The organism is Yersinia sp. LJYL362 (genome assembly GCF_048323875.1).
In genome coordinates this window covers 1-14,615 of record NZ_JBLWEX010000191.1, presented here as the reverse complement: position 1 = coordinate 14,615, position 14,615 = coordinate 1, and the positions used below count along the sequence as shown (strand labels likewise).

Sequence of the window (14,615 nt, the reverse complement as noted above, 5' to 3'; positions counted from 1 at the left end):
CTATCCGTGCCGCAGTATTCCATGAAGGTTTATCACTGATTGAACGTGACCGCGCGGCGGCCTATTTTGCCTCCGAAGAAGACGGCGCACAGGTATTATTGTGTTCAGAAATCGGCTCTGAAGGGCGTAACTTCCAGTTTGCCTGCCAACTGGTGATGTTCGATTTACCTTTTAATCCGGACTTGCTTGAGCAACGTATTGGTCGTCTGGATAGGATCGGCCAAAACCGTGAAATCCAGATAATGGTGCCGTATCTGGAAAATACCGCGCAGGCGATACTGGTGCGCTGGTATCACGAAGGTTTGGATGCTTTCGAGCACACCTGCCCGACGGGCCGCACTATTTATGACAGCGGCTATCAAGAATTGATTACTTATCTGGCAACGCCAAGTGAACAGGAAGGGCTGGATGAATTTATCCACACCTGCCGCCAGCAGCATGAAGGGCTGAAACTGCAATTGGAACAGGGCCGTGACCGCTTGCTGGAGATGCACTCCAACGGAGGCGAACATGGGCAAGAACTGGCAGAAATCATTGCGGATCAAGACAATGACGTCAATTTAGTCAGTTTTGCGCTGAACCTGTTCGATATTGTTGGGATCAACCAGGAAGATCGCAGCGACAATTTGATTGTGCTGACGCCATCTGACCATATGCTGGTGCCGGATTTCCCAGGATTACCACAGGATGGTTGCACGGTGACATTTGATCGCGAACAGGCGTTATCGCGCGAAGATGCTCAGTTTGTCAGTTGGGAACACCCGATCATCCGTAACGGTTTGGATCTGATCCTCTCCGGTGACACCGGAAGCTGTGCGGTTTCGCTGTTGAAAAACAAAGCATTGCCAGTAGGTACTCTGCTTGCTGAATTGGTCTATGTGGTTGAAGCGCAAGCCCCGAAACACTTGCAATTGACCCGCTTCTTACCCCCAACACCAGTACGGATGCTGATGGACAAGAACGGCACCAACCTGGCAGCACAAGTAGAATTTGAAAGCTTCAATCGTCAGTTGAATGCCGTCAATCGCCATACCTCCAGCAAACTAGTCAACGCGGTTCAGCAAGAAGTTCACGCAATGTTGCAACAAGCAGAAGCACTAGTTGAAGAACAGGCGCGTTTGCTGATTGAAGCAGCCAAGCATGAAGCGGACGATAAATTGAGTGCCGAACTGGCACGTTTGGAAGCCCTGAAAGCGGTTAACCCCAATATTCGTGATGACGAAATAGAGACTCTGGAACATAACCGTAAAATGGTGCTGGAAAACCTTAATCAGGCGGGTTGGCGTTTGGATGCCATTCGTCTGGTGGTGGTGACACACCAGTAATTTATCAGAGTGGTATTCAAGCTACAGGATACCACTCTGGTCCATAACCACTGATTATCACAACTGTAATCAGCATCAATCCTCATCCGCCTCTAAGCCTGTATGACGTCGTTACCTGATAAACCTTACGCACCGACTTTCCTCGCTCTAATTTCGCTCGAATAATCTGGTCACATCCCCACTGAAAACTGAAGAACAAAATAATTTAGGCCATCATCTCGTTAGCCAAATTTAAATTAATAAAGCGAATTCATTATTAATGCCCTTTATTTTCAGAATTATGCCCGGTTAATATCTTAAATTAATTTGTTTTCAGATTTTATTTTAGCTTATTAAGCGAACATAAAATTATAATAAGCTGATTTTAATAGCCATCTGATAATAATAAACAAACCTTAAATGAAATTTCATGTAGGAAAATTCCTACACAAAGTTCTCTTGTGTTCCGATATATAAAATATGTTACATGTTGTTTAATTGCCCATCAAATTTGTAGCTTAAGTTCACTCATGGTGTCACAAATGTATCTCTTGTAATTTGATCCAGCATCGCTGGATACAGTAATAAACTCGCTGTGATAAAAATATAGTATGTGCTTGTTTTATTGGTAAATAATTAAATCAATCATATTATCTCTTGTGTATAGGTGTTAATACCGACGAGCCTTAATATGACTGCTTTATCTATTATCAACAAATATCCACTCACAGACTTCAGTCACAACAACAATTTCACCATTTTTATGGCAGATCTCCCGTGCTTGATACACCGGAGTAATCCCGTTTAATTCATCAATACAAATAAGCGTATTTTTTTATTTTTATTCATTATTGACTTATAGAGCATAGATAAGTATGAGCTTGCATCGCGTATCGTCACTACATCAAACCAAATCGTTAAATAAAACACGAATTTCTAAATCAGTAATTTGGGCAAATATAGTCATCCAGGCTATATTTCCGTTAAGTATTACTTTTACCCCTTCCGTAATGGCGGCTGAAACCACCGCGACCTCAGATGAGACCCAGCGTTCGGCCTCACAGGCTGAACAGTCTACCGCTGATGCCGCAACAAGGTTGGCATCAATATTGGCTGATGGTGATTCAGCCAAACAAGCGAGTTCCATTGCGCGTGGCACCGCCACCAGTGCCGGTAATGAAGCATTACAAAAGTGGTTTAATCAGTTTGGTAGTGCGAAAGTACAACTCAATCTGGATGAAAAGTTGAGCCTTAAAGGTAGCCAACTGGATGTGTTGTTGCCACTGACCGATAGCCCAGATTTGCTTACCTTTACTCAGTTAGGTGGCCGTTATATTGATGACCGCGTGACAGTAAACTTTGGCTTGGGCCAACGCCATTTCTTTGCCCAGCAAATGCTGGGCTACAACCTGTTCGTTGATCATGATGCCAGTTATAGCCATACCCGTATTGGCGTCGGTGCTGAATATGGTCGTGATTTTATTAATCTGGCAGCTAACGGCTACTTTGGTGTCAGTGGTTGGAAAAACTCACCAGACCTTGATAAGTATGATGAAAAAGTCGCAAACGGCTTTGATTTGCGCAGCGAAGCCTATTTGCCAACCTTGCCACAACTGGGTGGTAAGCTGATATATGAACAATATTTTGGTGATGAAGTTGGCTTGTTTGGCGTGGATAACCGTCAGAAAAACCCTCTTGCGGTCACTGTGGGTGTGAATTATACCCCAATTCCGTTAGTTACTGTGGGTGTTGACCATAAGATGGGACGCGCCGGGATGAATGACACTCGGTTTAATCTTGGTTTTAACTACACATTTGGCACCCCTCTGGCACATCAGCTCGACTCTGAGGCTGTCGCAATTAAACGTAGCCTAATTGGTAGCCGCTATAATCTGGTCGATCGTAATAATCAGATTGTTATGAAATACCGCAAACAGAATTTGGTTACCCTAGAGTTACCAGCTCGTATTAATGGTGCAGCAAGACAAACCATGCCTTTAGTGGCAAATGCCACGGCACAACAAGGTATTGATCGTATTGAATGGGAAGCCAGTACCTTGACGCTCGCCGGAGGGAAAATGACCGGCAGTGGCAATAATTGGCAGGTAACATTGCCAAGCTATCTGGCGGGCGGTGAGGGTAATAACACTTATCGTATTAGCGCTATTGCTTACGACACCCAAGGTAATGCTTCTCCCGTTGCTTACAGCGATATCGTGGTAGACAGCTATGGGGTGAATACTACCGCCTCTGGCCTGACTGCTTCACCAGAGTCTATGCCGGCCAATGCCACAGCAAGCAGCGTGATTGAACTTGATATTAAGGACAACAATAACCAGCCGATTACAGGTATTGTCGATGAACTCACATTCTCTCTGGAAGTGGCAGAATTACCTGACTCAAAGCGCGCCAGAGTTGCACGTGCCGCGCCATTGCCGAGTGTTGAATATTCGATAACGCAAATCAGCGAGTCAGCGCCTGGGGTTTATCAGGCCACACTCACAGCCGGCAGCAAACCACAGCTGATTAATATCAGCGCTCAGATTAATGGTGTGCCATTGAGTGATGTGAAAACTAAAGTTTCCATGCTTGCCGATGAGAGTACTGCGACAATTCAAGATAGCAGTCTGCAAATTGTGACCAATGGTAGCATTGCCGATAATGCTACGGCGAACCAGGTGAAAGCGGTAGTTGTCGATGCTTATGGCAATAAATTGTCTGGTGTTGCAGTTAATTTCACCGTAGATACTGATGCTAATATTGTTGCGACGACAATCAGTGATAAACAAGGGATTGCAACGGCAACTATCACCAGTTCCAAAGCTAATAGCTACACGGTTAAAGCCGAATTGAATGGTGAAACACAACAGGTTGATGTGAACTTTATCGCTGATGCTGGTAGCGCCACTCTGGATGGCAGTGCTGAACATAAACTGCAATTGGTTACTGACGGTCAGCCTGCCGATGGTAGTAGCACCAATATGGTAAAACTGACAGTGGTGGATAAGTTCGGTAACACCGTGCCTAATATCAATGTCGCTTTCAGTACCACGAGCGATGCAACAATCAGTGAATTTACCGCCACCGATGCTCAGGGTGTCGCCACCGCGAAGATACTCAGTACCAAGGCGGGTAACTATACTGTAACAGCAAAACTTAATGGTATGGACCAACAGGTAGAGGTGAACTTTATCGCTGATACGGCGACAGCCGTCATTACCGCAGATAACTTTACCGTGGAAGTGAATGATCAAACAGCAGGTAGCGGGACTAACCGGGTACAAGCCATCGTACTGGATAAACAGGGAAATCCCGTCCCTAATATGACCGTGACTTTCGCAGCGACCAATGGTGTGACGGTAAAAACCGCGTCAGTCCAAACAGGTATTGATGGTAAAGCGGCAACCGACCTGACCATGACTAATGTAGGTGGTACCATCAGTACGGTAACAGCTGCGATGATTAACACTGCGGGTGTCAGCAGTTCTCATGATAAAGATGTGACGTTCTATCCTGATTTCTCTAAAGCAACACTGAATACCCCAGTGAATGCTTATAGCGGCTTCAGTGTAAGCAGCGGTTTCCCAACCACTGGATTTAAAAACGCCAACTTCCAATTGGCACCACACGGTAATGTTGCCAGTAATAGCGACTATGAGTGGACAAGCAGTGATACTAGTATCAGTGTAAGCAGCTCAGGTTTGGTTAATCTTGACAATGACACGACGGGAACAGTAACCATTACTGCAACCTGGAAACAAGACAAGAGTAAAGTATTCACTTATCAGTTTACGTTAAACGCTTGGGTTGGCGACTATAATTCGACCACAGTGAGTTGGGCTGTAGCCAATAGTGCATGTGTGGCTCAAGGGCTGAGATTGCCAAATGAGAGTGAGCTGTCAACCGGTGGTACGACACGTGGTATCGGTACTTTCTTTGGTGAATGGGGGAATCTGAATAATTATCCTGACTTCCCGTCAGCATCAATTATCTGGACATCAACCAGTGGCAATGATTTCCATCCGAACACGGGGATATCACATGCTGGTGGTAACAGCAGTCTGGCTTATATGTGTGTCAGATAATCACACCATTAGCCTACCCCCATTGAGGGTTAGGCTACTGCGAAAAGACTAAGCGGTTACTAACTTTGTCAACACGAAAGCCAGCGGCTAACCCCGCTGGTTTTTTTGCAAGTTCACTATGAGCAGAATTCGTGATAGAAAAACGCTATTCTCCCTGAGTGATACCAAAAGAGCTTAAGTTCATCCCAACCCCATGCGAATGGGCCATGTTACCAGAGTTGGATATGCAGAAGTCTGGCACCAGTGGTAGTATTATCTCGCATACTCATTTTTCCCTCAGTACCTCTCTTCTATTAGATATGGGTTAACACTAATCCCCCCATAGCGCTGAGATAATAAGCACGTTTCGCTATAGGATCAGGTGTGTCTTTAGAGTTTATGGGACGATAAGATACATGAACATTTAATATATAACTCAAATGGTTATATTGATAAACCTCATAAATAACAGGTAGAAATAGATATATATGATAGTTTTGTATCAGGATCAGCACATCATGGTGGTCAATAAAGCCAGCGGTTTGCTGTCCGTTCCGGGCCGCGCGCCAGAGAATAAAGATAGCGTGATGACCCGTATTCAGGCCGATTTTCCGACGGCTGAATCTGTTCACCGGCTAGATATGGCGACCAGCGGCGTCATTGTGGTCGCGTTGACCAAAGCGGCTGAGCGCGAGCTAAAGCGGCAATTTCGTGAGCGTGAACCGAAAAAGTCTTATATTGCAAGGGTTTGGGGCCATTTAGCACAAGATGAAGGGTTGATTGATCTGCCGTTAATTTGTGACTGGCCGAATCGGCCAAAGCAGAAAGTGTGTTATGAAACGGGTAAACCCTCGCAAACGCTGTATCAGGTACTATCACGGGATGCTGACGGCAGTACGCGAGTCAAGTTATCCCCGATCACCGGCCGCTCACATCAGTTACGGGTTCATATGCTGGCGATAGGTCACCCTATTCTTGGTGATGGCTTCTATGCCCATCCCGAGGCTAAAGCAATGGCATCCCGGTTACAATTGCATGCACAGGAATTATGTATTACTCATCCGGAGTTTGGGACAGTGATGCATTTTAAATGCGAGCCAGAATTTTGATTCTTTCGTAGAAAATCGATTCAGGATCAAACCAGATCGGAACAGTGGCTCCGATCTGGCTTTAGCGTTCCTGACACAAGAACTGTTACTTGAATCCCTTTTCGCGCTTGATCAAATCATACGCGGCCTGGATCTCTTGGGCTTTTTGCTTAGCCATCTCCATCATTTCAGGCGGCAATCCCTTCGCCACCAACTTATCTGGATGATGTTCCCCCATGAGTTTACGGTAAGCACGTTTGATGGTGACACTATCATCAGTACTGCTTACCCCCAGCACCTTGCAGGCATCCTCTAATGTCGGGCCATTTGATGTTTGCTGGTAGCCACCTTGAGAGTATCCTCCCTGCTGACCATGCCAGGCACCACCGCCAAACTGACGCCCGCCCTCGATCATACTCAGGAACTGATCGAATTGACCGCGGGAGATCCCTAACTCTTCAGCAATGACATACAACACTTGCCGTTCATTAGGATGCAATGATCCATCAGCAAATGCGGCCTGTAACTGGATTTCCAGAAACATCCGAATTAAATCAAAACGCCCAAAGCAAACTCCGCGTAATTCCTGCAACCGTTCACGTAACGGGAACCCACTCTCTTTCCCCTCACGAAATGCTTGCTGTGCCGCTGTTCGAGCTTCGCCATGCAATTGCATTCTTTCCATCAATTGGCTGGCGAGTTGAATATCAACCTCCGTTACCCGACCTTTAGCCTTGGTTAAATGTCCCATGACCTGAAAAGTGGTGCGGAAAAAAATTAATTGTCGTGTTTGTTGATCGGCAAAAAAGCCGCGACGCTTTGTGCTACGCGCCCTGTCGACCATATGGCCAACCAGCAACCCAAGTATCGCACCCCAGACTCCACCGGACAGAAATCCCAGTATTAGACCGAGCAGTTTTCCCCAATACTGCATATACTCCTCAATTCATCATGCCGTCAGTCAAAATTTGCATTATCATACTCGGCATTCAGCTCAGCGCCTAACAGCGAGACGTGTAAACGGCCGGATTTAACACTAGCGCAACTGTGATGAGTAATATAGTCTCAGACCGTTTGCCGGCATGATGCCCCCCGATGACGGAACACCAAAACCGCGTATGAAAAAAAGATTCCCAACACTGCTGGCCACATTGATATGGACGGCACTATATAGCCAGCACACTCTGGCTGACCTTGCCGAGCAATGCATGCTTGGCGTACCTACCTATGACCAACCTTTGGTCACAGGCGATCCGAATCAGCTACCGGTTCGTATAAATGCAGATAAAACCGAAGCCAATTACCCAGACAACGCCCTGTTTACCGGCAATGTTATTGTCCAGCAAGGTAATAGCACGTTAACGGCCAATCAGGTAGAACTGACACAGGTACAAAAACCCGGCGAAGCTATCCCGGTTCGTACCGTAACGGCCACTGGCGACGTTAACTACGACGATCCGCAAATCAAGCTGAAAGGCCCGAAAGGCTGGTCAAACTTGAATACCAAAGACACTGATATGGATAAAGGCAAATATCAGATGGTCGGTCGTCAAGGCCGTGGTGATGCGGATTTAATGAAATTACGTGGTCAGAACCGCTATACCATTTTAGAAAATGGGACATTCACCTCTTGCCTGCCGGGTGATAATAGCTGGAGTGTGGTTGGTTCAGAGGTTATTCATGACCGCGAAGAAGAAGTCGCAGAGATCTGGAACGCCCGCTTTAAAATCGGCAAAGTACCCGTGTTCTACAGCCCGTATATGCAATTACCGGTGGGTGATAAACGCCGATCTGGTTTCCTGATCCCTAATGCGAAATATACCAGTAATAACGGCTTGGAATTCATGCTGCCATATTACTGGAACATTGCGCCAAACTTCGATGCCACCATTACCCCTCATTACATGGAGCGGCGTGGTTTACAGTGGCAAAATGAGTTCCGTTATTTGTTGGCTCCCGGTTCCGGTACCATGGCATTGGATTGGCTGCCGAGTGACCGCTTATATCACGGCACTGATGGTACAGAAAAAGACCCCACTCGCTGGTTGTACTACTGGGGCCACTCTGGTGTGATGGATAAAGTTTGGCGTTTCAATGTCAACTACACCCGTGTCAGTGATCCAGATTACTTTACCGACTTAACATCGCAGTACGGCTCAACCACTGACGGCTATGCCACACAAATCTTCAGTGTCGGTTATGCTGACCAGAACTGGGACGCCACTCTGGCGTCTAAACAGTTCCAGGTGTTTACGACCGGTGGTAACAATAATGCTTACCGTGCCCAGCCACAACTGGACCTGAACTACTATAAAAATGATATTGGTCCGTTTGATCTGCATATCTATGGTCAAGCCGCCAAGTTCAGCAGTGTTAATCCGGAAAATCCGAAAGCTGATCGTTTCCATATCGAACCATCCGTTAGCCTGCCTTTGTCCAACGGATGGGGTAGCTTAAATACCGAAGCTAAATTACTGGCAACACATTACCAACAAGATATTCCCAATGGTTTTGCCAGTAATTATGCAAGCCAGAATAATGGTGCGACAGCTCCAGATTTAAAAGACTCGGTTAACCGTGTAATGCCGCAATTTAAAGTTGATGGCAAGGTGGTATTTGATCGGCCAATGGATTGGGCAAAAGACTTCACCCAGACATTGGAGCCGCGCGTACAGTATCTCTACGTTCCTTATCGGAATCAGGATGATATCTATATTTACGACACCACGTTGATGCAGTCGGACTACTCTGGTCTGTTCCGTGACCGTACTTATAGTGGTCTGGATCGTATAGCTTCAGCAAATCAAGTGTCGACCGGTTTAACTTCTCGCATTTATGATGATGAGCTGGTTGAACGTTTTAACGTTTCAGTGGGTCAAATCTATTACTTCAGCCGTTCGCGAACGGGTAATAGTGAAGCTATTGATAACAGTGATGATACTGGTAGCCTGGTTTGGGCAGGGGATACATTCTGGCGTATTAACGATCAACTGGGCCTGAAAGGCGGGGCACAGTATGATACCCGGTTGGGGAGTTTAACCCTCGGCAATGCGGTGATGGAGTATAGGAAAGACGCCGAGCGTATGATTCAATTGAATTATCGTTATGCCAGCCCTGAATATATTCAAGCGGCAGTACCAAACGTGAAAAGCCCGGGTTACCAACAGGGTATTTCTCAGATTGGTACCACCGCCAGCTGGCCGATTGCTGACCGCTGGGCATTGGTTGGAGCTTACTACTACGATACCAAAGCCAATCAGCCTGCCAGTCAATTGGTTGGCGTACAATACAATACTTGTTGTTGGGCCATTAACTTAGGTTATGAACGGAAAATCACTGGTTGGAACAACCAAAATGAAACCAGTAAGTATGACAACAAAGTCAGCTTTAACATCGAATTACGTGGTCTGAGCAGCGACCATAGCCTGGGTACTGCGCAAATGCTTGGCTCAGGTATACTGCCTTATCAAAGTGCATTCTGATACTGTGTAACACACTGAATACAGTGAATTTTAACCCGCAAAAGCGGATTACATAAATGGAAAAGGTATGAAGAACTGGAGAACGCTTATTCTCGGATTGGTTGTCTGTGCCAATACCGCGTTCGCAGCACCACAAGAAGTTGATAAAGTTGCCGCTGTGGTTGATAACGGCGTTGTTCTGCAAAGTGATGTCGACGGTCTGTTACAATCAGTGAAACTGAATGCACAGCAAGCTGGGCAACAAGTTCCGGATGATGCGACACTGCGTCATCAAATTCTTGAGCGCCTGATCATGGATAATATCCAATTGCAGATGGCCAAGAAGATGGGCATTACCATCAGTGACGAAGCGCTGGATAAAGCCATTGCTGATATTGCCGCGCAAAACCGTATGACGCCTGCTCAGATGCGTAGCCGCTTAGCCGCAGATGGCCTGAATTACGACACTTATCGTGAGCAAATCCGCAAAGAGATGCTGACGTCAGAAGTACGTAACAATGAAGTGCGCCGTCGCATTACGATTCTGCCGCAAGAAGTTGAGTCGTTAGCCAAACAAATTGGCAACCAAACCAGCGGTGACGCCGAGCTGAACCTCAGCCATATACTGATCCCATTACCAGAAAATCCGTCTCAACAACAAGTTGATCAGGCAGAAGATTTGGCGAAAAAATTGGTATCAGACATTAAAGGCGGAGCTGACTTTGGTAAATTGGCTATCGCAAACTCTGCCGACTCTCAGGCGCTGAAAGGCGGCCAGATGGGTTGGGGTAAATTACAGGAATTACCTTCTCTGTTTGCTGAAAGACTGCAATCAGCGAACAAAGGCGATGTTGTTGGTCCAATCCGTTCAGGTGTTGGCTTCCACATTCTGAAAGTGAATGATATTCGTGGCGCTGATAAGTCTGTTTCAGTTACCGAAGTTCACGCGCGCCACATCTTGCTGAAACCCTCACCGGTCATGACCGATGATCAGGCTCGTGCTAAGTTAACGGCTGCGGCTGCGGATATTAAGAGCGGCAAAGCCAACTTTGCTACGATTGCTAAAGAGATCTCCCAAGATCCAGGCTCTGCCGTGCAAGGCGGTGATTTGGGTTGGGCTTCGCCAGACATTTATGATCCTGCATTCCGTGATGCACTGATGAAGCTGCAAAAAGGCGAAATCAGCGCACCCGTTCATTCCTCTTTCGGCTGGCATTTAATTCAGGTTGTTGATACCCGTCAGGTAGACAAAACTGATGCAGCACAGAAAGATCGGGCGTACCGTATGCTCTTTAGCCGTAAGTTTGCAGAAGAAGCTCAAACCTGGATGCAAGAGCAACGTGCCGCAGCTTATGTGAAAATTCTTGATGGTAGTGATGCAAAACCATAATAAACGTATTGTTATCACCCCCGGCGAACCTGCCGGGGTTGGGCCAGATTTAGTCATCGCCCTGGCGCAACAGGATTGGCCTGTTGAACTCGTGGTGTGTGCCGATCCGGCTTTGCTACTTGCCCGCGCCAGCCAACTAAACCTGCCATTGCAGCTACGTGAATATCAGCAAGATAAACCCGCATTGGCACAGCTTGCTGGCACTCTGACTATTTTGCCGGTGAAAATAGCGACTGAGGTGATACCAGGCCAGCTTGATGTCAAAAACAGCCACTATGTCGTGGAAACACTAGCTAAAGCCTGTGATGGTGCCATCAGTGGCGAATTTGCTGCATTAGTTACTGGCCCAGTACAAAAAAGCATTATCAATGATGCAGGTATCCCTTTTATTGGGCACACCGAATTCTTCGCTGACCGCAGCCACTGCTCACGGGTGGTGATGATGTTGGCTACAGAAGAGCTACGTGTAGCGCTGGCGACCACTCACTTACCTTTGCTGGCAGTGCCTGGGGCAATAACACAAGCCAGTTTGCATGAAGTGATTTCCATTCTTGATAATGACCTGAAAACCAAATTTGGTATTAGCCAACCACAGATTTATGTGTGTGGACTGAATCCTCATGCGGGCGAAGGGGGTCATATGGGCCATGAAGAGATCGATACGATAATTCCCGCGCTAGATGCATTGCGTCAGCAAGGAATAAACCTTATCGGCCCACTCCCGGCAGATACACTATTTCAGCCCAAATATCTGCAACATGCAGATGCCGTTCTGGCCATGTATCATGACCAAGGGCTACCAGTACTGAAATATCAAGGGTTTGGTCGGGCCGTTAATATCACTCTCGGTTTACCTTTTATCCGCACTTCTGTGGATCACGGTACCGCTTTAGAACTCGCCGCAACCGGTACTGCCGATGTTGGTAGTTTCATTACGGCATTAAATTTAGCCATTAAAATGATAAATAACAGCAATGAATAATAGAGTCCACCAAGGGCATTTTGCCCGCAAACGCTTTGGACAAAACTTTTTAAACGATCAGTTTGTCATCGACAGCATTGTCTCCGCTATCCATCCGGTTCCAGGTGAAGCGGTAGTTGAGATTGGCCCCGGTTTAGGTGCATTAACTGAACCCGTAGCAGCTCGCATGGATCATATGACGGTCATTGAGTTGGACCGCGACTTAGCTGCTCGTCTGGCCAGCCATCCTCAACTGAAAGATAAGCTCACTATCCATCAAGAAGATGCGATGAAAATCAATTTTTCTGAATTGGCCGAGATTGCTGGGCAGCCATTACGGGTATTTGGTAACCTGCCATACAACATCTCTACCCCACTGATGTTCCATCTTTTCAGCTATACTTCTGCTATTCGTGACATGCATTTCATGTTGCAAAAAGAGGTGGTTAATCGCTTGGTTGCCGGGCCTAACAGTAAAGCTTATGGTCGTTTGACAGTCATGGCGCAATATTATTGCAACGTCATCCCTGTGTTGGAAGTACCGCCAACTGCCTTTACTCCAGCCCCAAAAGTGGATTCAGCTGTAGTGCGTCTAATCCCGCATGTGAATACACCGAATCCGGTCGGTGATGTGCGTATGCTTAGCCGTATTACGACACAAGCTTTCAACCAACGCCGGAAAACCGTGCGTAACAGCTTGGGTGATCTATTCACTCCAGAGCAGCTAATCGAATTAGGTATTGACCCGATACTACGGGCAGAGAATATTTCGGTAGCGCAATACTGTAAGCTGGCTAACTGGCTTTCAGCTCAATCGACACCGCAAGAATAAGCAGGAGCACATTATGATTGAACAGCCCCGCGTTTGTGTACAGGTGCAAAGTATCTATGTGGAAACCCAGTCGATACCAGACGAGGAACGTTTCGTCTTTGCCTATACCGTGACGATTCGTAATCTGGGCCGTTCAAATGTGCAACTTATGGGCCGCTATTGGTTAATTACTAATAGTAATGGCCGGCAGACAGAAGTTCAGGGCGAAGGAGTTATCGGTGAACAGCCGTTGATCCTGCCAGGTAACGAGTTCCAATACACCAGCGGGGCTGTGCTAGAAACGCCGCTGGGTACCATGGAAGGGCATTATGAGATGGTTGATCACCTTGGTCAGGCGTTCCGTACTGTGATTCCGGTGTTCCGCTTAGCGATCCCAACACTAATCCATTAATCCTGACCTCAACTATGTCTACTTATCTTATTGGCGATGTTCACGGCTGCCTTGACGAGTTGCTTGCGCTATTAGCGCAAGTGGACTTTGATCCGCAACACGATACCTTGTGGTTGACCGGCGATTTAGTTGCTCGCGGCCCCGCTTCACTGGATGTATTACGTTATGTCCGTTCATTAGGGTCAGCCGTTCGTATGGTTCTGGGTAACCATGACCTACACTTATTGGCAGTTTACGCTGGCATTAGCCGTAACAAACCTAAAGACCGCATCACACCACTGCTTGAAGCCCCTGATGCTGACGAGCTGATTAATTGGTTACGCCGCCAACCAGTTTTGCAGGTTGATGACAAACTAAAATTAATTATGGCTCACGCCGGTATCACCCCTCAGTGGGATATCGAAACGGCCCAGATGTGTGCCCGTGAAGTAGAATCGGTCTTGAGCAGTGACAGCTATCCACTCTTTCTGGACGCAATGTACGGTGATATGCCCAATAACTGGTCACCCGAGTTGACAGGGTTAGCACGCTTGCGTTTTAGCACTAATGCATTGACCCGCATGCGTTTTTGCTTCCCAAATGGGCAACTGGACATGATCTGTAAGGACACACCAGAAAATGCCCCTGCCCCGCTTAAACCTTGGTTTGAGCTACCACGGCTGGTCAGTCCTGAGTATTCGATTATCTTTGGCCACTGGGCATCATTGGAAGGGAAAGGTGTACCAGAAGGAATTTATGGGCTGGATACTGGATGTTGCTGGGGAGGCAATTTAACCCTGCTTCGTTGGGAAGATAAACGTTATTTCACACAACCCGCTTTCAAAGTTGAAGCTGAAATAACCAATGCTGACGAAATAGCCGCAGCAGCAAAAGATCCCTCTAGTTACTTGTAAGATATAAATAATTAGATAATGAAAATTAAAAAAGCCTGCTAATAAACAGGCTTTTTCTCATTTCAGATTACAGCTGCAATTAGCGACGTTCAAGGATCTCGAAACAATAGCTGTGTGAATTAGCCTCGTCTGCATCATGGAACTCACTAAAGGTGCTTTCCCACTCATCTGGCTCATAATCTGGGAAATGGGTATCGCCCCCAACTTCAGCATCAATGTGAGTAAGATACA

The 14,615-nt window shown here is 46.7% G+C and carries 11 protein-coding genes; 9 read left to right on the top strand and 2 right to left on the bottom strand.

Features of this window, described 5'->3' with window-relative positions:
- The 3 genes from rapA to rluA form a co-directional block, all read left to right on the top strand.
- Window positions 1-1,325 (top strand): RNA polymerase-associated protein RapA (gene rapA, locus ACNSO8_RS09660; RefSeq protein ID WP_418394472.1); only part of this gene is annotated, 1,325 nt, incomplete at its 5' end.
- Window positions 1,326-2,314: 989 nt separating this feature from the next.
- Window positions 2,315-5,389 (top strand): inverse autotransporter beta domain-containing protein, encoded by a 3,075-nt coding sequence (locus ACNSO8_RS09655; protein WP_418394474.1) that lies wholly within the window; start codon window positions 2,315-2,317, stop codon window positions 5,387-5,389.
- Window positions 5,390-5,856: 467 nt separating this feature from the next.
- On the top strand, window positions 5,857-6,477 hold the full coding sequence (gene rluA, locus ACNSO8_RS09650) for a bifunctional tRNA pseudouridine(32) synthase/23S rRNA pseudouridine(746) synthase RluA (RefSeq protein ID WP_026017961.1): 621 nt from the start codon (window positions 5,857-5,859) through the stop codon (window positions 6,475-6,477).
- 85 nt (window positions 6,478-6,562) lie between these two features.
- Here rluA and djlA read toward each other — a convergent pair whose 3' ends face one another.
- Complete coding sequence (gene djlA, locus ACNSO8_RS09645; protein ID WP_057620308.1) at window positions 6,563-7,390, bottom strand: co-chaperone DjlA; 828 nt, start codon at window positions 7,388-7,390, stop codon at window positions 6,563-6,565.
- A gap of 184 nt (window positions 7,391-7,574) precedes the next feature.
- On the opposite strand from djlA, the gene lptD reads away from it, so the two are divergent.
- From lptD to apaH, 6 genes are all read left to right on the top strand, one after another.
- Entirely contained in the window at window positions 7,575-9,938 is a 2,364-nt protein-coding gene (lptD, locus tag ACNSO8_RS09640; RefSeq protein WP_026017962.1) for an LPS assembly protein LptD, read from the top strand.
- A gap of 67 nt (window positions 9,939-10,005) precedes the next feature.
- Window positions 10,006-11,307, top strand: coding sequence for a peptidylprolyl isomerase SurA (surA, locus tag ACNSO8_RS09635; protein WP_019080540.1), 1,302 nt, complete (start codon window positions 10,006-10,008; stop codon window positions 11,305-11,307).
- Window positions 11,294-12,289 (top strand): 4-hydroxythreonine-4-phosphate dehydrogenase PdxA, encoded by a 996-nt coding sequence (gene pdxA / locus ACNSO8_RS09630; RefSeq protein ID WP_026018314.1) that lies wholly within the window; start codon window positions 11,294-11,296, stop codon window positions 12,287-12,289. The genes surA and pdxA overlap by 14 nt, the downstream gene beginning before the upstream one ends.
- Window positions 12,282-13,100, top strand: coding sequence for a 16S rRNA (adenine(1518)-N(6)/adenine(1519)-N(6))-dimethyltransferase RsmA (gene rsmA, locus ACNSO8_RS09625; protein ID WP_019083993.1), 819 nt, complete (start codon window positions 12,282-12,284; stop codon window positions 13,098-13,100). Before pdxA ends, rsmA begins: the two co-directional genes overlap by 8 nt.
- 13 nt (window positions 13,101-13,113) lie before the next feature.
- Window positions 13,114-13,491 carry a Co2+/Mg2+ efflux protein ApaG gene (gene apaG / locus ACNSO8_RS09620; RefSeq protein WP_005156966.1) on the top strand — a complete coding sequence of 126 codons (378 nt, stop codon included), beginning with the start codon at window positions 13,114-13,116 and terminating at the stop codon, window positions 13,489-13,491.
- Window positions 13,492-13,505: 14 nt separating this feature from the next.
- The gene (apaH, locus tag ACNSO8_RS09615) at window positions 13,506-14,384 is read left to right on the top strand and encodes a bis(5'-nucleosyl)-tetraphosphatase (symmetrical) ApaH (RefSeq protein WP_019080543.1); all 879 of its coding nucleotides are present in this window, start codon (window positions 13,506-13,508) and stop codon (window positions 14,382-14,384) included.
- Between the two features lie 79 nt (window positions 14,385-14,463).
- Here apaH and ACNSO8_RS09610 read toward each other — a convergent pair.
- Window positions 14,464-14,615 (bottom strand): dihydrofolate reductase (locus tag ACNSO8_RS09610; RefSeq protein ID WP_418394473.1); only part of this gene is annotated, 152 nt, incomplete at its 5' end.

Coding starts and splice junctions, on each gene's coding strand:
- rluA (WP_026017961.1), top strand. CDS start 5,857: ATGATAGTTTTGTATCAGGATCAGCACATCATGGTGGTCAATAAAGCC.
- rsmA (WP_019083993.1), top strand. CDS start 12,282: ATGAATAATAGAGTCCACCAAGGGCATTTTGCCCGCAAACGCTTTGGA.
- pdxA (WP_026018314.1), top strand. CDS start 11,294: ATGCAAAACCATAATAAACGTATTGTTATCACCCCCGGCGAACCTGCC.
- ACNSO8_RS09655 (WP_418394474.1), top strand. CDS start 2,315: ATGGCGGCTGAAACCACCGCGACCTCAGATGAGACCCAGCGTTCGGCC.
- apaG (WP_005156966.1), top strand. CDS start 13,114: ATGATTGAACAGCCCCGCGTTTGTGTACAGGTGCAAAGTATCTATGTG.
- djlA (WP_057620308.1), bottom strand. CDS start 7,390: ATGCAGTATTGGGGAAAACTGCTCGGTCTAATACTGGGATTTCTGTCC.
- surA (WP_019080540.1), top strand. CDS start 10,006: ATGAAGAACTGGAGAACGCTTATTCTCGGATTGGTTGTCTGTGCCAAT.
- apaH (WP_019080543.1), top strand. CDS start 13,506: ATGTCTACTTATCTTATTGGCGATGTTCACGGCTGCCTTGACGAGTTG.
- lptD (WP_026017962.1), top strand. CDS start 7,575: ATGAAAAAAAGATTCCCAACACTGCTGGCCACATTGATATGGACGGCA.